Raw genomic sequence first — 20,485 nt, 5'->3', positions numbered from 1 at the left:
CCTCAGATCATGCCGGACGGTCGGCCCCGTCGCGCGGTGCCCCCGCCAGTCGGGCGCGCTCGCGGTGCTCCGCGGCCTTCCGCTCCAGGATCTCCGCCATCCGGAGGTGGTACGCCTCGGTGCCCTCCTCGTACACGTCCGGGATGCCGTCCTCGTCGTCGTCCCGGTCCTCCTCGGCGACCAGGAGCTGGTACTTCCGGACGCGCAGCTTGAGCAGGAGCGCGGCGCACGCGGCGGCGATGAGCGAGCCCATGAGGACGGCGGCCTTCACCTCGTCGGTGAGCGCCGGGTCCCCCGCGAAGGCGAGTTCGCCGATGAGGAGGGAGACGGTGAAGCCGATGCCGGCGAGGGTGGCCACGGCGAAGACGTCCGGCCAGGCCAGCTGGGGGTTGAGCTCCGCCCTGGTGAAGCGGGCGGTCAGCCAGGTGCCGCCGAAGATGCCGACCGCCTTGCCGACGACCAGGCCGAGGACGACGCCGAGGGTGACGGGCTGGGTGAACACGTCCCGCAGCGCCTCGCTGGACATGGCCACGCCGGCCGAGAAGAGCGCGAAGAGGGGGACGGCGACGCCCGCGGAGAGCGGCCGGACCAGGTGCTCGATGTGCTCGCCGGGGGAGTGCTCCTCGCCGTCGCGGGTGGTGCAGCGGAGCATGAGGCCCATGGCGACGCCGGCGATGGTGGCGTGGACGCCGCTGTTGTACATCAGCGCCCAGACGACCAGGGCCAGCGGGACGTACACGTACCAGCCGCGGACCTCCCTGCGGAGCAGGAACCAGAAGAGGGCGAGGCCGGCGAAGGCGCCGCCGAGGGCGGCGAAGTTCAGGTCGCTGGTGAAGAAGACCGCGATGATCAGGATCGCGAAGAGGTCATCGACGACCGCGAGGGTGAGGAGGAAGGCGCGCAGCGCGGAGGGGAGCGAGGTGCCGATGACGGCGAGGACGGCGAGCGCGAAGGCGATGTCGGTGGCGGTGGGCACGGCCCAGCCGTCCAGGGAGCCGCCGCCGACGGCGTTGACCAGGACGTAGACCAGGGCCGGGGTGGCCATGCCGCAGATCGCCGCGATGACGGGGAGGGCGGCGGCCTTCGGGTCGCGCAGTTCGCCCGCGACCAGTTCGCGCTTGAGCTCGATGCCGGCGACGAAGAAGAAGACCGCGAGGAGGCCGTCGGCGGCCCAGTGCTCGATCGAGAGGTCGAGGCCGAGGGAGGCGGGGCCTATGTGGAAGCCGGAGACGGCCTCGTAGCTGTCGTGGAAGGTGTTGGCCCAGACGAGCGCGGCGACGGCGGCGAAGAGCAGCAGCACGCCGCCGACGGTCTCGGTGCGCAGGGCGTCGGCGAGGTGGCGGCGCTCCGGGAGGGAGAGCCGGCCGAGGAACGTGCGGTCGGTGGACACGGGAAGCCTCCGGTCGGGTGGGCAGCACACAGCACATGCCGACCAGACTTCCCGGCGCACCTGGGTCTTGCTGTCGCGTTCCTGACGCGGTCCTTACCTTACCTAACGAGCCCGGGGCGTGTCCGGCGAGGATTACTTTAGGGCGGTATGCACCCTTCGTCGCGCCGGGCGGAGCGCCGGGCGGGGACGCGGCGCGGAGGCGCCGGGACGCGGGGCGGGAACGGGGGGCGGAGGCGCCGGGACGCGGGGCGGGGACGCGGAAAGGCCCGCCCCGGGGTGTCGGGGCGGGCCTCCTCGCGAACCGGCCGCGGTGCTCAGTCCTCGTCGGAGGCGGCGGGCAGCTGCGTCTGGATGAGCGACATGACCGAGGAGTCGGCCAGGGTGGTGACGTCGCCCACCTCGCGGTTCTCGGCCACGTCCCGCAGCAGGCGGCGCATGATCTTGCCGGAGCGGGTCTTCGGCAGCTCGGCCACCGGGAGGATCCGCTTGGGCTTGGCGATCGGGCCGAGGGTGGCGCCCACGTGGTTGCGCAGCTCGGCGACGAGGCTGTCGTCCTGGCTGGCGGTGCCGCGCAGGATGACGAAGGCGACGATCGCCTGGCCGGTGGTCTCGTCGGCGGCGCCGACGACGGCCGCCTCGGCCACCGCCGGGTGGGAGACGAGCGCCGACTCGACCTCGGTGGTCGAGATGTTGTGGCCGGAGACGAGCATGACGTCGTCGACGCGGCCGAGCAGCCAGATGTCGCCGTCGTCGTCCTTCTTGGCGCCGTCGCCGGCGAAGTACTTGCCCTCGAAGCGGGACCAGTAGGTGTCGATGAAGCGCTGGTCGTCGCCCCAGATGGTGCGGAGCATCGACGGCCACGGCTCGGTGAGCACCAGGTAGCCGCCGCCGCCGTTCGGCACCTCGTGCGCCTCGTCGTCGACGACGGTGGCGGAGATGCCCGGCAGCGGGCGCTGGGCGGAGCCCGGCTTGGTCTCGGTGACGCCGGGCAGCGGGCTGATCATCATCGCGCCCGTCTCGGTCTGCCACCAGGTGTCCACGATGGGGCAGCGGTCGGCGCCGATGTGCTTGCGGTACCAGACCCAGGCCTCGGGGTTGATCGGCTCGCCGACCGAGCCCAGCACCCGCAGGCTGGTCAGGTCGAACTTCGCGGGGATGTCGTCGCCCCACTTCATGAACGTGCGGATCAGCGTCGGCGCCGTGTAGAGGATGGTGACGCCGTACTTCTGCACGATCTCGAAGACCCGGCCCTGGTGCGGGGTGTCGGGGGTGCCCTCGTACATGACCTGGGTGGCGCCGTTGGCCAGCGGGCCGTAGACGATGTACGAGTGGCCGGTGACCCAGCCGATGTCGGCGGTGCACCAGTAGACGTCGGTCTCCGGCTTGAGGTCGAAGACGGCGTGGTGGGTGTACGCGGCCTGGGTGAGGTAGCCGCCGGAGGTGTGCAGGATGCCCTTCGGCTTACCCGTGGTGCCGGAGGTGTACAGGATGAAGAGCGGCTGCTCGGCCTCGAACGCCTCGGGGGTGTGCTCGGCGGACTGGCGCTCGACGACGTCGTGCCACCAGACGTCCCGGCCCTCGGTGAAGGCGGTGTCCTGGCCCGTGCGGCGGACCACCAGGACGTGCTCGACCGTCGGGCACTTGGCGACGGCCTCGTCGATGGCCGGCTTGAGGGCGGACGGCTTGCCGCGGCGGTAGCCGCCGTCGGCGGTCACGACCACCTTGGCGTCGGCGTCCTGGATGCGGGAGGCCACCGCGTCGGCGGAGAAGCCGCCGAAGACGACCGAGTGGGCGGCGCCGACGCGGGCGCAGGCCAGCATCGTGATCGCGGCCTCGGGGATCATCGGCAGGTAGACGGCGACCCGGTCGCCCTTGCCGACGCCCAGCTCGGTCAGGGCGTTGGCGGCCTTGGAGACCTCGTCCTTGAGCTCGGCGTAGGTGATCGCGCGGCTGTCGCCCGGCTCGCCCTCGAAGTGGATGGCGACGCGGTCGCCGTGACCGGCCTCGACGTGCCGGTCGACGCAGTTGTACGCCACGTTGAGCTCGCCGTCGGCGAACCACTTGGCGAACGGCGGGTTCGACCAGTCGAGGGTCTCGGTCGGCTCGGTGGCCCAGGTCAGGCGCTTGGCCTGCTCGGCCCAGAAGCCCAGCCTGTCCGCCTCGGCCTGCTCGTACGCCTCCGCCGTCACGTTGGCGTGCGCGGCCAGCTCGGCGGGCGGCGCGAAGCGGCGCTCTTCCCGGAGCAGATTGGCCAGGCTCTCGTTGCTCACGACATCTCCCTTTCCCAGGGCGTCCTCTGTGCGTATGTGTCCCGTGTCATACCTCATCAGCCCGAGACCCCGGGTGACAAGAGTTCCCGGGTAATTGGTTTAGACCTGTGAGTGTCTTGACGGACGGGGGCCCCTCCTTCCCGAGCGGAGGGACGGAGGGGCCACACAGTCTCACGGACGCGCGCCGGGAAAGGTTCAGGACGCGCGGACCCGGGCGCGGGGCCGGAGCCCCGGCACGCGGGGCGGGTGCCGACCGGAGCCCTGGCACGGGCTCGGTGCCGGCCGGGACTCCGGCGCGTGGGTTCGGTGTCGGCCGGAACTCCGGCGCGTGGGCTTGGTGTCGGCCGGGACCCTGGCCTGCGGGCCCGGTGTCGGCTGGAGCCCTGCCACGCGGGGCGGGTGCCGGCCGGAGCCCTGGCGCGGGCTCGGTGTCGGCCGGAACTCCGGCGCGTGGGCTTGGTGTCGGCCGGGACCCTGGCCTGCGGGCTTGGTGTCGGCCGGAGTCCTGCCATGAGGGCCCGGTGCCGGCCGGAGACCCGGGGGTCAGGAGGCCTTGGCCGCCAGGATCGCCGGGGGGACGCTGTCGAAGACGTCGTCGTAGCCGCGCACCTCGTCGCCGGAGAGGAGGTACGCCTGTGCCTCGCCCACGTGGAAGTACATCCCGTGGAGGGTGAGGCTGCCGTCCGCGAGCCGCCGGGCCACCGACTCGTACGCCCGCAGGTGCTCCAGCTGCTGCACCACGTTGGTGAGGCACAGCTGCTCGACCGCGTCGGCCGGCAGCCGACCGGAGATCCTCGCCCACGCGTGGCGGCGGCTCGCCATCCGCTCCAGGCTCGGCCGGCCGTGCCGCAGCCAGCGGCGCAACGGGGTCGCGGGCTCGTCCGGCCCGGCGCCGAGCAGGGCCTGCATGGCGCCGCAGCCGGAGTGGCCGCAGACGGTGATCGACTGCACCCGCAGCACGTCCACCGCGTACTCGATCGCCGCCGCCACCGAGTCGTCCCCGCTCTCCTCGCCGGGTAGCGGCACCAGATTGCCGACGTTGCGCACGGTGAAGAGGTCGCCGGGGCCGCTGGACGTGATCATGCTGGTGACCAGCCGGGAGTCGGCGCAGGTGAGGAAGAGCTGCGAGGGGGTCTGGCCCTCCCGGGCCAGCCGGGCCAGCTCGTCGCGGACCAGTGGCGCGGTGTTCCGCTGGAACTTGCCGATGCCGTGGGCGAGCTGGTGCCCCGTCCGGACCGGCGGCTCCTCGGCCGGGGCGACGGGCGGCGCGGGCCGCTCGGCGCACTGGTGGTTGTGCCAGGGGGTCCAGGGGCGGCAGCAGGCGTGCGGGGAGGCGTGCGGGGAGGCGTCGGGCCCGCCGTCCGTATCGGATTCGGCGTCGGTGTCGGCGCCGGGGGCGTGGCCTGCGGAGGAGCCGGTGATGCGGCCTCCGGTGGGGCCGGTCAGCTCCACCCTGCCGCCGTGCGCCCGGTGACCGGCCGTCCAGTCGTTCAGCGTCTCGTACGCGGCATGGTCCATGAACGAGCCGTCCAGCTCCACGGTCACCTCCGAACCGGCGGGGATCTGGTGCAGCGCCCGGCTCAGACGGGGCACCGCGAGGAAGGTCAACTGGCCGCGCACGCGCAGCAACTGGCGCCCGTCGCGGTCCTCCCGGGTGATCCGGGTCCGGGCGAGCCGGGACATGGCGACCGCGACCGCGACCGCGATGCCGAGGGCGACGCCCTCCAGCACGCCGACCAGGACGACCCCGGTCACGGTCACCGCGTACACCGCGACCTCGCGGTGCCGGGTCACCGTACGGATGTGGGTGATGCTCACCATCTGGATGCCGACCACCATGACCAGCGCGGCGAGCGCGGCCAGCGGGATCAGGTCGATGGCGGGGACCAGCAGCAGCGCGGCGAGCACGATCCACAGGCCGTGCAGCATGGTGGAGGCGCGGCTGACCGCGCCCGCCGAGACGTTGGCAACGCTGCGGACCGCCACCCCGGCGACCGGGAGGCCGCCGAGTGCCCCGGAGACCATGTTGGCCGCGCCCTGGCCGGCCAGCTCGCGGTCGAGGTCGGAGCGCGGAACTCCCTTGCCCCGGTCGGGGCGGGCGGCGACGAGCTTGTCGACGGCGACGGCCGAGAGCAGCGACTGCACGCTGGTGACCAAGGTGATCGTCAGGACTCCGGCGGCGATGCCGAGGACCGGCCCGTCGGGAAGCCCGGGGAGCGCGTGGCTGCTCCAGGACGGCAGGTCGACGCGGGGCACGGTGAGTCCGGCGGCCAGCGCGAGCAGGGTCGCGCCGCCGACGCCGACCAGGGCGGCAGGGGCCTTCCGCAGGGACCGGCCGACGCGGCCGGGGAGGCGGGGCCAGCCGAGCAGGACGGCGATGGTCAGCCCGCTGATGACGAGCGCGGCGGGTCTGGCGTCTGCCAACTGGGCGGGCAGACGAAGGGCGTTGGAGACGGCGGAACTCTGCGGGGTGCCGCCGAGGACGATGTGGAGCTGGGCCAGCGCGATGGTGACGCCGATGCCGGCCACCATGCCGTGCACGATGGCGGGCGAGACCATGAGCGCCGAGCGGGCCACCCGCAGGGCGGCCAGGGCGAGCTGGGCGAGGCCGGCGAGGACCGTGATGGCGCAGGTGGTGCGCCAGCCGTACCGCTGGATCAGCTCGGCGGTGACGACGGTGAGGCCGGCGGCGGGCCCGCTCACCTGGAGCGGGGAACCGCCGAGGCGGCCGGCGACCAGACCGCCGACGGCGGCGGCGACGAGGCCTGCCTGGAGCGGGGCTCCGGTGGCGAGGGCGATGCCGAGGGAGAGCGGCAGCGCGATCAGGAAGACGGCGATCGACGCGGAGACGTCCGCGCCGGCGGGGCGGAGGCGGCGGGCGCCTCCGGGTGGGCTGTGGGGCCGCTGGACGCGGGGTCGGTTGGGCGTGCGGGCGGGGGTGCAGAGGGTCATCCGGTCTCCTCCGGGGCCGAACGGGTACCTCAACTCTGAGTAAACGAATCGTAATGGAGAGTAAAGTCTCCGGCATTATTTTCGGGGCAAACAGGGCAATGGTTCACCGGTTCCGGTGAATGGGCCGCGTATTGCCGCTTGTCGTTTCATCGCTCCGGCCGGCCGGGTGCGACGTTGACGCCGCTCGTAGCTCGTGGCTCGCAGCTCGTGGCTCGCAGCTCGCAGTTCATGTCGCCAGACCGGTAGTCGCCAGAGGAGAGGTGGGCGGATGTCAGCCGCCGTGCGAGGAAGTACGTTCCGGAGGAAGGCGCTGGCCGCCGGCGCCCTCACCGTCGCCCTGGTCGGCGGTCTGGCCGGCTGCTCGGAGCCGGCCCCCTCCGGCCCGGGTGCCGAGGGCGCCACCGGCGCGGGGGCCGGTGCCGAAGCCGGGGCCGGGGCCGGCGCCAAGAAGGATCCCGCCGCCGCGCCGGAGAGCGCCGTCCGGCTGATCGGCGACGGCTCCACCGCCTACACCGGCGCCCAGCCCCACCAGCCGGTCTGGAAGAAGCTGAAGCCCGGCGAGGCCCCGCCGCAGTTCGTGGTCTTCTCCTGGGACGGCGCCGGCGAGGACAGCCAGAAGCTCTTCTCGCACTTCCGGAACGTCGGCAAGAAGTACGGCGCGACCATGACGTACTTCCTCAGCGGCGTGTACCTCCTGCCGGAGGAGAAGCGGGCGATGTACGACCCGCCCCAGCACTCCGCCGGCCGCTCCGACATCGGCTTCAACGACACCGAGGGCATCCGCGACACCGTCCGCGAACTGCGCGGCGCGTGGCTGGAGGGCAACGAGATCGGCACCCACTTCAACGGGCACTTCTGCGGCGCCGACGGCGGCGTGGGCACGTGGTCCGTGGAGGAGTGGAAGAGCGAGATCCGGCAGGCCAAGTCCTTCGTCAAGAACTGGAAGACCAACGCCGGCCTGCGCGCCGAGCAGCCGCTCCCCTTCGACTACGACAAGGAGCTCGTCGGCGCCCGCACGCCCTGTCTGGAGGGGCGCGCGAACTTCGTGAAGGCGGCCGCCGAACTGGGCTTCCGCTACGACACCAGTGGCGTCAACGACCAGATCTGGCCGAAGAAGGACGAGGGCCTCTGGGACCTCTCCATGCACCTGGTCCCGGTGCCCGGCCGCGCCTTCCAGACCCTGTCGATGGACTACAACTTCATGGTCAACCAGTCGCCCGGCACGACCCAGGGCGACCCCGGCATGCACCGCTACTGGGGCGACCAGATGCGTGACGGCCTCGTCCAGGCCTTCGAGCGCTCCTACCGGGGCAACCGGGCGCCGGTCGTGATCGGCAACCACTTCGAGTCCTGGAACGGCGGCACCTACATGCGCGCCATCGAGGAGACCATCGCCACCGTCTGCGTCCAGAAGGACGTCAAGTGCGTCTCCTTCCGCCAGCTCGCGGACTGGCTCGACGCCCAGGACCCCGCCGTCATCGCCAAGATGCGCACCCTGAAGGTCGGCGAAGCCCCCGCCGGCGGCTGGCCCGCCTTCCTGGCGGCCCGGCCCCCGGCCCCCGCCGCCGCCCCGGCGCAGCAGCCCGCCCGCGGCTAACCCCCCGCCGCCGCCGACGGCTGCTTCGCGAGGAGCGCCGGAGCCGTCGGCGGAGGGTGGTGGTCCGGCCCGGTCCGGTTCGGTGGGTGCCGGGTGGCTCAGTGGGCCGCCGCGGTGGCCGGTTCGCCGAGGACGAAGTCGGGGTCGACCTGCGCCGCCAGGTCGGCCCCGGCCCCCTCTTCCGGCGGCCCCCGCTCGCACCGCTCGGCGCCGGGGCGCCTCCCGGGCTTCGGGGGGGCGTGCCGGACTCCGTCCGGCGGTGGTCTGCCGGGTTCGTCGGCGGAGGGTGGTGGTCCGGCCCGGTCCGGTTCGGTGGGTGCCGGGTGGCTCAGTGGGCCGCCGCGGTGGCCGGTTCGCCGAGGACGAAGTCGGGGTCGACCTGCGCCGCCAGGTCGGCCCCGGTCTTCGCGTTGCCCCAGCTCTCCGCGTTGCGGAGGTGGAAGTGGACCATCTGGCTGGTGTAGCGGTGCCGGTCGCGGCGGGCGTACGAGTCGTCCGCCGCCTCCCGCAGGGTCCGCAGCGCGCGGTGGTTCTCGGGCTCCAGCCGCTCGAAGCGCGGCGGACGGCCCTTCTCCATCGCGCGGACCCAGTCCGAGTGGCCGACCGTGACGAGCAGGTCCTCGCCGACCTCCTGGCGCAGGAAGTCCAGGTCGTCCGGGCCCTGCACCTTGTTGCCGACGACCTTCAGCGCGACGCCGAAGTCCCGCGCGTACTCCTTGTACTGGCGGTACACCGACACGCCCTTGCGGGTCGGCTCGGCGACCAGGAAGGTCATGTCGAAGCGGGTGAACATGCCCGAGGCGAAGGAGTCCGAGCCGGCCGTCATGTCGACGACCACGTACTCGCCGGCCCCGTCCACCAGGTGGTTCAGGCACAGCTCCACCGCGCCGACCTTCGAGTGGTAGCAGGCCACGCCGAGGTCCGCCTCGGTGAACGGGCCCGTCGCCATCAGCCGCACCTCGCCGGGGTCGAGCCGGACCGGACGGGCGCACGCCTCGTACACCGGGTTGTCCTCGCGGACCCGCAGCAGCCGCGAGCCCTCCCCCGGCGGTGTCGTCTTGATCATCGTCTCGGCCGAGACGATCCGCGGATTGCTGCCGCGCAGGTACTCCTTGATGAGCGGCAGGTGCGCGCCCATCGCGGGCAGGGCGGCCGCCTCCGCCTCGGTGAGGCCGAGCGCGGCCCCCAGGTGCTGGTTGATGTCCGCGTCGACGGCGATGACCGGCGACTCCGTGGCGGCGAGGTGGCGGACGAAGAGCGAGGACAGCGTCGTCTTGCCGCTGCCGCCCTTCCCGACGAAAGCGATCTTCATGTTCACCTAGCGTAGTGGCATGAACGCGGCGTGTGGTCGCGGTCTATGAAGAAGACCACTCCTTCGTGGGGCGGGACGCCGGGGCGCGTAGCCTCCTTACCTATGAGTACGCACGCCTCTGACCCCTTGGCCGCCCTCGGCTCCCTGCCGGGCGTCGCCGACGCGGTGGACTCCGTACGCAAGGCCGTCGACCGGGTCTACGGCCACCGCGTGATGCGCCGCCGCAGCAACGAGATCGCCTCCGAGGCTGCGCTCCGCGGCGCCCGCGGCTCGGCCGCGCTGGCCGGCGCGGACTGGGCCCTGGAGGAGGTCCGCCGCAGGACCGACTTCAGCGCCGACCCCGAGGCCCGCACCGTCGGCGCCGCCCTGCGCCTGAGCGCCGAGGCGGGCCAGCTGCTCTCCATCTGGCGCCAGTCGCCGCTGCGGGTGCTGGCCCGGCTGCACCTGGTCGCCGCGGGCGAGCAGGAGGATGCGACGGGCCGCCCCCGCCGGCTCGGCGAGACCGTGGCCGAGCCGCTGATCGAGGCCCCGCTGCCGGGCCCCGACGAGGTCGCCGCCCGGCTCGACGGCCTCGCGGAACTCGTCGTCGCGGGAAGCGAGGCCCCCGCGCTGGTCGTCTCCGCGGTGGTCCACGCCGAACTGCTCGCCCTGCGCCCCTTCACCTCGCACAACGGCCTGGTCGCCCGCGCCGCGGAGCGGATCGTCCTGGAGGGGAGCGGCCTCGACCCGAAGGGCATCTGCCCCGCCGAGGTCGGCCACGCGGAGCAGGGCCGGGCCGCCTACGCGGCCGCCTTCGAGGGATACCTCACCGGCACCCCCGAGGGCGTCGGCGGCTGGATCGCGCACTGCGGGCGATCGGTGGGGCTCGGGGTCAGGGAGTCGACGGCGGTCTGCGAGGCGCTCCAGCGCGGCGCGGCCTGAGAAGACCCCGGACATGGGTTGCGGCGGTACCGATGATCAGTACCGCCGCTGGCACGTCCACCCAGTTACCAAGCGTCCTCGATATGTGCCCATCAGGCGGGGTGCTTTGCCCTTCGCCTGGTGCGGCTGGCCCGTAATCGACGGGTCGACGTCGCGTGGGTGCCAGGTTTTTGTGCGTCAGGTCCGTGGGGCCTTGATGCTCAACAGGTGATCCTCTCGGATGTCCCAGGTCTCGCGGGCCTGATTCCTTTCTACTCCTGTCAGCCGGTAAGCGAAAGTGGTGGATCCGCTTCTTCGCGTGGTTTCCGTACCGCCTGAAACCGGGACGAGCGGTCAGGGCCCGGCGAGGACCGCCGCGGCGGCCCTGTGACGCCGACGGGCGGCGTACCAGACGAGCCCGGCGGTGACCGCCGCCGCGCCCACGGCCGCGGCGGCCATGAGCGCCGGACGGGGCGGCATCCGGAGCGCCGGCAGCCGCTGCTTCAGCCGCACCGGCCGGTCGAAGGCCAGCACCGGCCACTCCCGGGCGACCGCCTCGCGGCGCAGCGTCCGGTCCGGGTTGACCGCGTACGGGTGCCCGACGGCCTCCAGCATGGGGATGTCGGTCGCCGAGTCGCTGTAGGCGTAACAGCGGGAGAGGTCGTACCCCTCCGACTCCGCCAGCTCGCGGACCGCCTCGGCCTTCGTCGGGCCGTAGGCGTAGTACTCCACCTCCCCGGTGAAGCACCCGTCCTCGCCGACCACCATCCGGGTGGCGACGACGCGGTCGGCCCCGAGCATCTCCCCGATCGGCTCGACCACCTCGGCGCCGGAGGTGGACACGATCACGACGTCGCGGCCGGCGGCGTGGTGCTCCTCGATGAGGGAGGCGGCCTCGTCGTAGATGATCGGGTCGATCAGGTCGTGCAGGGTCTCGGCGACGAGTTCCTTGACCTGGGCCACGTTCCAGCCTTTGCAGAGCGCGGAAAGATATTCGCGCATCCGCTCCATCTGGTCGTGATCGGCCCCGCCGACGAGGAACACGAACTGGATGTAGGCCGTCCGCAGGGCGGCGCGGCGGCTGATGAGACCGCCCCGGTAGAAGGACTTGCTGAAGGTCAGCGTCGAGGACTTCGCAATGACCGTCTTGTCCAGGTCAAAGAAGGCGGCTGTGCGCGGCAAGGAGTGGTTTTCCACAACGCTGAGCATAGGTGCCCGCCATTCGGCGTACGCTGGGGCGCGTGGGTTTGCCTGAGAAGGCTCTCGGGTACACCATGGAAGTCACGGATCGTTCGCGACCGTGCTAACCCGGTCCGGCTCCTCCCCCCCCGAGTCGGCCGGAGAGACGACCCCCGCTCTCCCCCCCGGCGGGGGTCGTCGCATGTCCGGAGCCGTTTTCATACGCCGAGCCATCGCTCGCTCCCCTCTCTCGCGCCCTCATCCGCACAGTCGTTCCGGACGCGGCGGCCTCCCGATTCGTCACTCAGCGTAGCCGTCGGACTGCGTTCCGGGCAGCCCTCGTGCGGGTGGTCGAGTTATTCACAGGCAGTGGATTGTCCACAGTTTTTCGGTGGAGTCCGCACGATTTCCCGTACGGCCTCACGGTGATTCCCGTCGCGAAGTTCGCGGCCCGCAGGAATCACGAGAGGAGCGTGCGCGATGCAGGAACCGATGACTTCCCGCACGGGAGGAACGGATCACGAGGACGCGGCGCGGGACGGGCGGGGAGTGCGCGGCCCCGGCCCGCTGATCGTCACCGAGGACGTCGTCCTCCTCGACGACCTGCTGCGGCTCTGCGCCGCGGCCGGCGTCGAGCCCGAGGTGCACCACCGGGTGCCCGAGCGGCGGGCGAGCTGGAGCGATCCCCCGCTCGTCCTGGTCGGGGAGGACGCGGCAGCCCGCTGCCGGGGCTCCGTGCGCCGGCCCGGGGTCGTCCTGGTCGGGCGCGCCCAGGAGGACCCGGAGGTGTGGCGGCTCGCCGTCGAGCTCGGCGCGGACAGCGTGCTCCGGCTGCCGGGCGCCGAGTCCCTGCTCGTCGAGCGGATCGCCGACGCCGCCGAAGGAGTCGGCCGCACGGCGCTGACCGTCGGCGTCATCGGAGGCCGGGGCGGCGCCGGCGCATCCACCCTGGCCTGCGGGCTCGCGCTCGCCGCCGCCCGCACCGGAAGGCGGAGCCTGCTCGTCGACGGCGACCCGCTCGGCGGGGGCCTCGACGTGCTCCTCGGCGCCGAGCGGGAGCGGGGCAGGCGGTGGGGCGACTTCGCCGCCTCCAAGGGACGGCTGGCCGGCGGCGCCCTGGAGGAGTCGCTGCCCGCCGCCCGGGGCGTGCGGGTGCTCAGCTGGGGCCGGGAGCCCACCGGAGCCGTGCCGCCCGACGCGGTCCGGTCCGTGCTCGCCGCCGCGCGCCGCGGGGGCGGGGTGGTCGTGGTCGACCTGCCGCGCGCCGTCGACGAGGCCGGCGCCGAGGCCCTGGCCCAGCTCGACCTCGGACTCCTCGTCGTCCCCGGCGAACTGCGGGCGGTCGCCGCGGCCCATCGGATCACCGGCACCCTCTCCATGGCCGTCCGCGACCTGCGGGCCGTGGTCCGGGGGCCGTACGCGGCGGGGCTCGACGAGCGCTGGGTCGCCGACGCCCTGCGGCTGCCGCTCGCCGGTGAACTCCCCTACGACCCCGGCATCCTGGCGGACCAGGACACCGGCGGCCCGCCCGGCGCCGAACCCCGCGGACCGCTGGGCCGCTTCTGCGCCGCCTTCTGGGAGCGCGCGCTGCCCGCCGGCGGTGCGGCATGACCGCGGCGGGCGCGCTGGAGGGCGGGACGGCGACCGTCCCCGGTGGCGGTCCGGCCGCCCGGACGGGCGGAGCGGGGCTGCTCGACGCCGTGCGCCAGCGGCTCGCGGCGAGCGGCGCCGAGCCGACCCCGGCCCGCGTGGCGGCCGCCCTGCGGGCCCAGGGACGGCTCCTCGGGGACGCCGAGGTGCTGGGCGCCGCCGAGGAACTGCGCTGCGAACTCACCGGCGCGGGGCCGCTGGAGGCCCTGCTGGCCGACCCCGACGTCACCGACGTGCTCGTCTCCGCGCCCGACCGGGTGTGGGTCGACCGGGGCGCCGGCCTGGAGCGGGCTCCCGTCGTCTTCGCGGACGCCGCCGCCGTCCGCAGGCTCGCCCAGCGGCTCGCGGCGGTGGCCGGACGCCGCCTCGACGACGCCCGGCCGTGGGTGGACGCGCGACTGCCCGACGGCACCCGCATGCACGCGGTCCTCCCGCCGGTCGCCGTGGGCTCCACCTGCCTCTCGCTGCGGGTGGTGCGCCCCCGGGCCTTCACCCTGGAGGAGCTGACCGCCGCCGGGACGGTGCCGCCCGGCGGCGACCGGATCCTGCGCGCACTGATCGACGCCCGGGTGTCGTACCTGGTCAGCGGGGGCACCGGCACCGGGAAGACGACGCTCCTCGCGGCCCTGCTCGGCCTGGTCGGCGAGCGGGAGCGGATCGTCCTCGCGGAGGACTCGGCCGAGCTGCGCCCGGACCACCCCCATGTGGTGCGCCTGGAGGCCCGGCCGCCGAACCAGGAGGGCGCCGGACTCGTCACCCTCAGGGACCTGGTCCGCCAGGCCCTGCGGATGCGGCCCGACCGGCTGGTGGTCGGCGAGGTCCGCGGCGGCGAGGCCGTCGACCTGCTCGCGGCCCTGAACACGGGACACGAGGGCGGCTCGGGCACGCTTCACGCCAATACGGCCTCCGACGTCCCCGCCCGGCTCGAAGCGCTCGGCACCGCGGCGGGACTCGACCGGGCCGCCCTGCACAGCCAGTTGGGCGCGGGCCTGTCCGCCGTCCTGCACCTGGTGCGGGACCCCGACGGGCGGCGCCGGATCGCCGAGGTCCACGTCCTGGAGCGGGACCGGGAGGGCCTGGTGCGCACGGTGCCCGCACTCCGCTGGGACCCGGCCGGCTTCGAGCGGGAGCGGGGCTGGCCCCGGCTGCGCTCGCTCGTCGGAGGTGCCTCGTGACGGCCGTGTCGCACTCCGGGCTCTGGCTCCTCCCGGCCGCCCTGCTCGCCGGGTGGCGGACGGTGGGGCACCGCCGGGCCGTCCTGCGGGCGCGGGCCCTGCTCCCGGGGGAGGGGGCCGGACGCGGCGCCGGCCGCCGGGAGGCCCTGGCCCGCCGGTGGGCGGCGGCCCGGGCGCGGCCCGAGTGGCTGTGCCTGCCCGTCGCGGGGCTGATCGCGCTGCTGGGGGAGTCGTTGCTGCCGCTGGCCGCCGGCGTGCTGGCCGTCCCGCTCGCGCGACGACGGCTGCGGGCGGCGGGCCGGCGCAAGGAGCGCGAGGCGCTCGCCGGACGGGTGGTGGCGCTGTGCGAGACCGCCGGCGGTGAGCTGAGGGCGGGCGCCCAGCCCGGCCGGGCCCTCGCCTACGCGGCCCGCCGCACCGACGCCCTCGGCCCGGAGGAGGCGCGGGTGCTCGCCGCGCTCGGCTTCGGCGGTGACGTGCCGGAGGCGCTGCGGAGGGCGGCCCGCCGGGAGGGCGCCGAGGGGCTCGCGGGGCTGGCGGCCTGCTGGCAGGTGGCCGTCGACAGCGGCGCGGGCCTGGCCGCCGGTCTCGGCCGGCTGGAGACGGCCCTGCGCGAGCAGCACGAGCGGCGCGAGGGGCTGCGGGCCGAACTGGCCGGGGCCTGGGCCACGGTGGCCGTGCTCGCCGTCCTCCCGGTGGCGGGGATCGGCATGGGCGCGGCCCTGGGCGCCGACCCGCTGCGGGTCATGCTCCACACCCCCGCCGGCGGGGCCTGCCTCCTCCTCGGAGGCGCGCTGGAGGCGGCCGGGCTGTGGTGGGCCGCGCGGATCGTGCGGGGAGGCGGCGGTGCGAAGTGAACTGACGCGGTCAGGGCCGCTGTTGCTCCTGGGTTGCTGGCTGCTCGGCAGGGCCTGGCTCCGTCTGGCACGGGAGCGGCGCGTGAGGGGCGCCCGGCGCCGCCTCGGCGGGCTGACGGCAGCCGCGGGCGGTGGGCCCGCAGGGAAGCCCACAGGGGCGTCCGAGCATCGGAGGGCGCGGCTGGCGGCCGGGCTCCGGGCGGTGCCGGTCCCGGTGTGGGCCGCGGTCGTCGGCGCGACGCTCTGCGCGGGGGCGCTGTTCGGGGCGGTGGCGGTGCTGCCGGCGGGCGCGGGCGGAATGCTCGGCGCCCGGTGGTGGCTGCGGCGGGCCGCCGTCTCCCGGGAAGCGGCCGTGGAGCGCGAAGCCGTGCGTCAACTACCGCTGGCAGCCGATCTGCTGGCCGCCTGCGCCTCGGCCGGCGCCGGGCCCGGAGAGGCGGCGGAGGCCGTCGGACGGTCGATGGGCGGCCCGCTCGGGGAGCGGCTGCTGCGGACCGCCGCCGAGCTCCGGCTCGGCGGCGAACCGGCCCGGGTGTGGGCGGCGTTCGGCGCGATACCGGGCGCCGAGGGGCTCGCGCGCTGCCTGGAACGGGCCGGCGCCTCCGGAGCACCCGCCGCGGACGCGGTGGCCCGGCACGCGGCCGTGCTGCGGGCCGCAGCCGCCCGCACCGCCACCGCACGGGCCCGCCGGGCCCAGGTGCTGATCAGCGCCCCGGTGGGGCTGTGCTTCCTGCCCGCGTTCCTCGCGGTCGGGGTGGCCCCCGTGGTGATCGGCCTGGCGCGGGGCCTGCTCGGCCCTTGAACGACGACATGACACGAAGCGACCGAACGGAAGGAAGAGTGGAGATGGGTACGACGTACAGGTGGACGCGGAAGGCGCTGCGGGGGTTCTGGACGACCCGGCGGGCGGCCCTGCGGACCGACACCGGCATGAGCACCGTCGAGTACGCCCTGGGGCTGCTGACGGCGGCGGGAGTGGCGGCCCTGTTCTACGGGGTCATGACGAGCGGGAGCGTCTCGGGCGCCTTGCAGGCGATGGTCACGAAGGCCCTCGATGCGCCGTTCTGAGCGGGACCGGGGCTTCGTGACCGTGGAGGCGGCGGTCGTGCTGCCGGTGCTGGCGCTCTTCGCGATGGCGCTGCTGTGGGCGCTGGCCGCGTCCGCCGCGCAGATCCGGTGCGTGGACGCCGCCAGGGCCGGGGCGCGGGCGGCGGCCAGGTCGGAGCCCGCGGCGGTCGTGGCGGCCGTGGCCCGGGCGACGGCTCCCGAGGGGGCCCGGGTGGCGGTGGCGCGGGAGGGCGACCTGTGGCGGGTGACGGTGGAGTCCGCCGCGCCCGGGCCGGGCGGCCTCGGCGTGACCCTGCGGGCCGGGGCCGCGACCCTCGCCGAGGACTCGGTCGGGGGAGGTGGGCCGGTGTGAGGCGGGGACGCGGAGACCGGGGTGCCGCGAGCGTGTGGACGGCCTTCGCGGCCTGCGCCCTGTGCGTGCTCTTCGGGGCGGTGCTGGCGCTCGGGCAGGCGGTGGCCGCTCGGCACCGGGCGGGCGGAGCCGCCGACCTCGCGGCCCTCGCCGCCGCCGACCGGGCCCTGTGGGGCGAGGCGGAGGCGTGCGCGGCGGCCGGCCGGGTGGCCGCCGCGCAGGGCGCCGAGCTGGTCCGCTGCGGGGTGACGGGCGCCGAGGCGGAGGTGACGGCGCGGGTGGTCCGCGGGGCGTGGGCCCCGACGGTCAGGGCCCGGGCGGGACCCGGCCCGCTGGGCCCTCCTCCGGCCCGGGCTCCGGTGGGGCCTCCTCCGGCCCGGGCGCCTGCGGGGCCTCCCGGAGGAGTTCCGTGAGGAGGCGGACGGCGCCCCGCTTGTGGAGGGGCTCGTTGCCGTTGCCGCACTTGGGGGACTGGATGCAGGAGGGGCAGCCCGCCTCGCACTCGCAGGAGGCGATCGCCTGCCGGGTGGCGGAGAGCCAGGCCCGGGCGGTGTGGAAGGCGCGTTCGGCGAACCCGGCGCCGCCCGGGTGCCCGTCGTACACGAAGACGGTCGGCAGCAGGGTGTCCGGGTGGAGCGGGACGGAGACCCCGCCGATGTCCCAGCGGTCACAGGTGGCGAAGAGCGGCAGCATGCCGATCGAGGCGTGCTCGGCGGCGTGCAGGGCGCCGCCGAGGATCTCCGGGGTGATCCGGGCGGCGTCGAGCTGGTCCTCGGTGACGGTCCACCACACGGCCCGGGTGCGCAGGGTGCGGGGCGGCAGGTCGAGCTTGGTCTCGCCGAGCACCTCGCCCGTGATCAGCCGGCGGCGCAGGAAGGAGACGACCTGGTTGGTGACCTCGACGGAGCCGTAGCAGAGGCGGCCCGCGCCCCAGGGGATCTCGGAGTCGGTCTCCAGGACGCGGATGGAGGTGGTGTCGCGGGCGGTGGTCGAGTACGGCGGGACGGCCTCCTCGACGAGGGCGACGGAGTCCTCCAGGTCCAGCTTCCGCACCAGGTAGGTGCGGCCCTGGTGGAGGTGGACGGCGCCCTGGTGGACGGCGGTGTGGGAGGCGGCCTCGTCGACCGTGCCGAGGAGCCGGCCGGTGCCCTCCTCCACGATCCGGACCGGGCTGCCGCCGCCGCCCCGGATGTCGGCGAGGTCGGCGGCCCGCTCACGGCGGGTCCAGTACCAGCCGCCGGTGCGGCGGCGCAGCAGCCCGGCCGCCTCCAGCTGGGGCATGAGGCCGGGGGCGGCGGGACCGAAGAGGGCGAGGTCGGTCTCGGTGAGCGGGAGTTCGGACGCGGCGGCGCACAGATGGGGGGCGAGGACGTAGGGGTTGTCGGGGTCCAGGACGGTCGACTCGACCGGCTGGTCGAAGATCGCCTCCGGGTGGTGGACGAGGAAGGTGTCCAGCGGGTCGTCGCGGGCGATCATCACGGCGAGGGCGCCCTCGCCGGAGCGGCCCGCCCGGCCCGCCTGCTGCCACAGGGAGGCCCGGGTGCCGGGGTAGCCGGCGATGAGGACGGCGTCGAGGCCGGAGACGTCCACGCCCAGCTCCAGGGCGGTGGTGGCGGCGAGGCCGAGGAGTTCCCCGGAGTGCAGGGCCCGCTCCAGGGCGCGCCGCTCCTCGGGCAGGTAGCCGCCCCGGTAGGCGGCGACCCGGCGGGCGAGGGCCCGGTCGGTCTCGGCGAGCCGTTCCTGGGCGATCACCGAGATCAGTTCGGCGCCGCGCCGGGAGCGGACGAAGGCGACCGTGCGGACGCCCTGCCGGGTGAGGTCGGTGAGGAGGTCGGCGGTCTCGGCGGTGGCGGTGCGGCGGACCGGCGCGCCGCGCTCGCCGTGGAGGTCGGTGAGGGGCGGCTCCCACAGGGCGAAGAGCAGCTCGCCGCGCGGGGAGGCGTCGTCGGAGACCTCCGTGACGGGCAGTCCGGTGAGGCGGCCGGCGGCGCGGGCCGGGTCGGCGGAGGTGGCGGAGGCGAGGAGGAAGACCGGATCGGAGCCGTACCGGGCGCAGACCCGGCGCAGCCGGCGCAGGACCTGGGCGACGTGGGAGCCGAAGACGCCCCGGTAGGTGTGGCACTCGTCGATGACGACGTAGCGCAGCGAGCGCAGGAAGGAGGACCAGCGGGGGTGGGCGGGGAGGATCCCCTGGTGCAGCATGTCGGGGTTGGTGAGGACGTAGTTCGCGTACTGGCGGACCCACTCCCGCTCCTCGACCGGGGTGTCGCCGTCGTAGACGGCGGGGCGGATCCGGTTGCCGAGCGGGGCGGCGAGCTCCCGGACGGCGCGCCGCTGGTCGGCGGCGAGTGCCTTGGTGGGGGAGAGGTAGAGGGCGGTCGTCCCGCGCCCGTTCGCGGCCTCCGCGCCGTCGAGGAGGGTGGAGAGCACGGGGGCGAGGTAGGCGAGCGACTTGCCCGAGGCGGTTCCCGTGGCGATCACCACGGACTCGCCGTCGAGGGCGTGCTCGGCGGCCTCGGCCTGGTGGGCCCAGGGATGGTCGATCCCGGCCTCCTGGACCGCGGCGATCACTTCGGGACGGATCCGGTCCGGCCAGACGGCATGCCGTCCCGTCCGAGCGGGCATGTGCTCCATATGAGTGATGCGCGCGGCGCGGCTCTCGCCCGGGGTGAGCCGTTCGAGGATCCGGTGCGGGGAGGGGCGGCTGCCCGTGTCCCCGGCGGGTCGAGCGGTGCGGTGATTCTTGGCCATCGGCACCGAGTGTGTCACCGGCGTGACGGACAATGCTCCCAAGGCGTCGTGCATGGCTGCTGGTAAGTGATTGAATGCCATCGCGGCTGGCGATTCGTTCTCTGACTCCGCCCGGGAGACTCAGAGGGGCGAACGCCCGATAGCAAGGTGCTGGAGGATCCGTGGACCTGTCCCTGTCGACTCGCACTGTGCCCGGAGCTGGCGGCGACCGTACGGTCGTCGAGGTCGGTGGCGAGATTGATGTTTATACCGCGCCCAAGCTGCGCGAGCAGTTGGTCGAGTTGGTGAACGACGGCAGTTACCACCTGGTCGTCGACATGGAGGGAGTGGACTTCCTCGACTCCACCGGACTCGGTGTGCTCGTCGGTGGGCTGAAGCGCGTGCGCGCGCACGAGGGCTCGCTGCGTCTGGTCTGCAACCAGGAGCGCATCCTCAAGATCTTCCGGATCACGGGCCTCACCAAGGTCTTCCCGATCCACACGTCGGTCGACGAGGCCGTCAACGCGGTCGACTGACCGGGGGATCCCATGGCCACCGTTGAACTCCGCTTCAGCGCCCAGCCCGAGCACGTGCGTACGGCCCGCCTGGTGGCGGCCGCGGTCGCCCGTCGGGCCGGGGTGGACGAGGCGGTCCTCGACGAGGTGCGCCTCGCCGTCGGCGAGGCGTGTTCCCGCGCCGTCGGGCTGCACCGTGGCAACGGCGTCGTCACGCCCATCCGGGTCGTGCTGACCGAGGAGGAGAAGACGTTCTCCATCGAGGTCGGTGACGAAGTGCCGGTCGCGGGCGCGGCGGCCGGTGTCCCCGGCGCGCGCGCCGAGGCCCCGGCCGGGGAGTCCGACGACGCCGACGGTGAGGACGAGATGGGTCTCGCGGTGATCCGCGGGCTCGTCGACGACGTCGAGGTGACCGCCGGCGAGGACGGTGGCACCATCCGGATGAGCTGGCCCACCACGCCGGCGGATACGGACGCGGACGTCCTGTCCTGACCCCGTTCCGTCCCGTCCGTCCCGCGCCCGAGGCGCGGGCGCGCCA

At 74.5% G+C, this 20,485-nt stretch carries 17 protein-coding genes; 11 read left to right on the top strand and 6 right to left on the bottom strand.

The window, feature by feature from the left end:
* Nucleotides 1-7: 7 nt before the first annotated feature.
* From nhaA to ACF1ED_RS28155, 3 genes are all read right to left on the bottom strand, one after another.
* Nucleotides 8-1,390 carry a Na+/H+ antiporter NhaA gene (gene nhaA / locus ACF1ED_RS28165; RefSeq protein ID WP_391765105.1) on the bottom strand — a complete coding sequence of 461 codons (1,383 nt, stop codon included), beginning with the start codon at nt 1,388-1,390 and terminating at the stop codon, nt 8-10.
* A 314-nt stretch (nt 1,391-1,704) separates the two neighbouring features.
* The gene (acs, locus tag ACF1ED_RS28160) at nt 1,705-3,717 is read right to left on the bottom strand and encodes an acetate--CoA ligase (RefSeq protein WP_391765103.1); all 2,013 of its coding nucleotides are present in this window, start codon (nt 3,715-3,717) and stop codon (nt 1,705-1,707) included.
* A gap of 486 nt (nt 3,718-4,203) precedes the next feature.
* Nucleotides 4,204-6,612: a SulP family inorganic anion transporter gene (locus ACF1ED_RS28155; protein ID WP_391765101.1), complete on the bottom strand. Its 2,409-nt coding sequence runs from the start codon at nt 6,610-6,612 to the stop codon at nt 4,204-4,206.
* Between the two features lie 268 nt (nt 6,613-6,880).
* Between ACF1ED_RS28155 and ACF1ED_RS28150 the strand changes: the two genes are divergently transcribed.
* Nucleotides 6,881-8,209, top strand: a complete 1,329-nt coding sequence (locus ACF1ED_RS28150; RefSeq protein ID WP_391765099.1) for a hypothetical protein — start codon at nt 6,881-6,883, stop codon at nt 8,207-8,209.
* A gap of 328 nt (nt 8,210-8,537) precedes the next feature.
* On the opposite strand, the gene ACF1ED_RS28145 is transcribed toward ACF1ED_RS28150, so the two are convergent.
* The gene (locus tag ACF1ED_RS28145) at nt 8,538-9,521 is read right to left on the bottom strand and encodes an ATP-binding protein (protein WP_391765097.1); all 984 of its coding nucleotides are present in this window, start codon (nt 9,519-9,521) and stop codon (nt 8,538-8,540) included.
* A 102-nt stretch (nt 9,522-9,623) separates the two neighbouring features.
* Here ACF1ED_RS28145 and ACF1ED_RS28140 point away from each other — a divergent pair, with 102 nt between their 5' ends.
* Nucleotides 9,624-10,442 carry an oxidoreductase gene (locus tag ACF1ED_RS28140; RefSeq protein ID WP_391765095.1) on the top strand — a complete coding sequence of 273 codons (819 nt, stop codon included), beginning with the start codon at nt 9,624-9,626 and terminating at the stop codon, nt 10,440-10,442.
* A 333-nt stretch (nt 10,443-10,775) separates the two neighbouring features.
* Here the strand turns inward: ACF1ED_RS28140 and ACF1ED_RS28135 are convergent, their stop codons facing one another.
* On the bottom strand, nt 10,776-11,630 hold the full coding sequence (locus ACF1ED_RS28135) for an HAD family hydrolase (protein ID WP_391765093.1): 855 nt from the start codon (nt 11,628-11,630) through the stop codon (nt 10,776-10,778).
* A gap of 462 nt (nt 11,631-12,092) precedes the next feature.
* Between ACF1ED_RS28135 and ssd the strand changes: the two genes are divergently transcribed.
* The 7 genes from ssd to ACF1ED_RS28100 all read left to right on the top strand — a co-directional run bounded on the left by ssd (nt 12,093) and on the right by ACF1ED_RS28100 (nt 17,115).
* On the top strand, nt 12,093-13,211 hold the full coding sequence (ssd, locus tag ACF1ED_RS28130; protein WP_391765091.1) for a septum site-determining protein Ssd: 1,119 nt from the start codon (nt 12,093-12,095) through the stop codon (nt 13,209-13,211).
* Entirely contained in the window at nt 13,208-14,425 is a 1,218-nt protein-coding gene (locus ACF1ED_RS28125; protein ID WP_391765089.1) for a TadA family conjugal transfer-associated ATPase, read from the top strand. Before ssd ends, ACF1ED_RS28125 begins: the two co-directional genes overlap by 4 nt.
* Nucleotides 14,426-14,430: 5 nt before the next feature.
* Entirely contained in the window at nt 14,431-15,282 is an 852-nt protein-coding gene (locus ACF1ED_RS28120) for a type II secretion system F family protein (RefSeq protein WP_391765262.1), read from the top strand.
* A gap of 202 nt (nt 15,283-15,484) precedes the next feature.
* A complete protein-coding gene (locus tag ACF1ED_RS28115) occupies nt 15,485-16,084 on the top strand; it encodes a type II secretion system F family protein (RefSeq protein ID WP_391765087.1) in 600 nt (199 codons plus the stop codon).
* A 44-nt stretch (nt 16,085-16,128) separates the two neighbouring features.
* Nucleotides 16,129-16,350, top strand: a complete 222-nt coding sequence (locus tag ACF1ED_RS28110; protein ID WP_391765085.1) for a DUF4244 domain-containing protein — start codon at nt 16,129-16,131, stop codon at nt 16,348-16,350.
* A complete protein-coding gene (locus tag ACF1ED_RS28105; RefSeq protein ID WP_391765083.1) occupies nt 16,337-16,702 on the top strand; it encodes a TadE family type IV pilus minor pilin in 366 nt (121 codons plus the stop codon). Before ACF1ED_RS28110 ends, ACF1ED_RS28105 begins: the two co-directional genes overlap by 14 nt.
* Complete coding sequence (locus ACF1ED_RS28100) at nt 16,588-17,115, top strand: Rv3654c family TadE-like protein (protein ID WP_391765081.1); 528 nt, start codon at nt 16,588-16,590, stop codon at nt 17,113-17,115. The genes ACF1ED_RS28105 and ACF1ED_RS28100 overlap by 115 nt, the downstream gene beginning before the upstream one ends.
* Here the strand turns inward: ACF1ED_RS28100 and ACF1ED_RS28095 are convergent.
* Complete coding sequence (locus ACF1ED_RS28095; RefSeq protein ID WP_391765079.1) at nt 17,009-19,534, bottom strand: DEAD/DEAH box helicase; 2,526 nt, start codon at nt 19,532-19,534, stop codon at nt 17,009-17,011. The genes ACF1ED_RS28100 and ACF1ED_RS28095 overlap by 107 nt on opposite strands.
* A gap of 80 nt (nt 19,535-19,614) precedes the next feature.
* Between ACF1ED_RS28095 and ACF1ED_RS28090 the strand changes: the two genes are divergently transcribed.
* Entirely contained in the window at nt 19,615-19,968 is a 354-nt protein-coding gene (locus ACF1ED_RS28090; protein WP_030749286.1) for an STAS domain-containing protein, read from the top strand.
* A gap of 12 nt (nt 19,969-19,980) precedes the next feature.
* A complete protein-coding gene (locus ACF1ED_RS28085) occupies nt 19,981-20,439 on the top strand; it encodes an ATP-binding protein (RefSeq protein WP_391765077.1) in 459 nt (152 codons plus the stop codon).
* Nucleotides 20,440-20,485 lie beyond the last annotated feature (46 nt).

Source organism: Streptomyces sp. NPDC014656, assembly GCF_043084305.1.
Lineage (GTDB): Bacteria > Actinomycetota > Actinomycetes > Streptomycetales > Streptomycetaceae > Streptomyces.
Note: the sequence above shows the minus strand (reverse complement) of the source record. Positions and strands in the feature narration are given on the sequence as shown.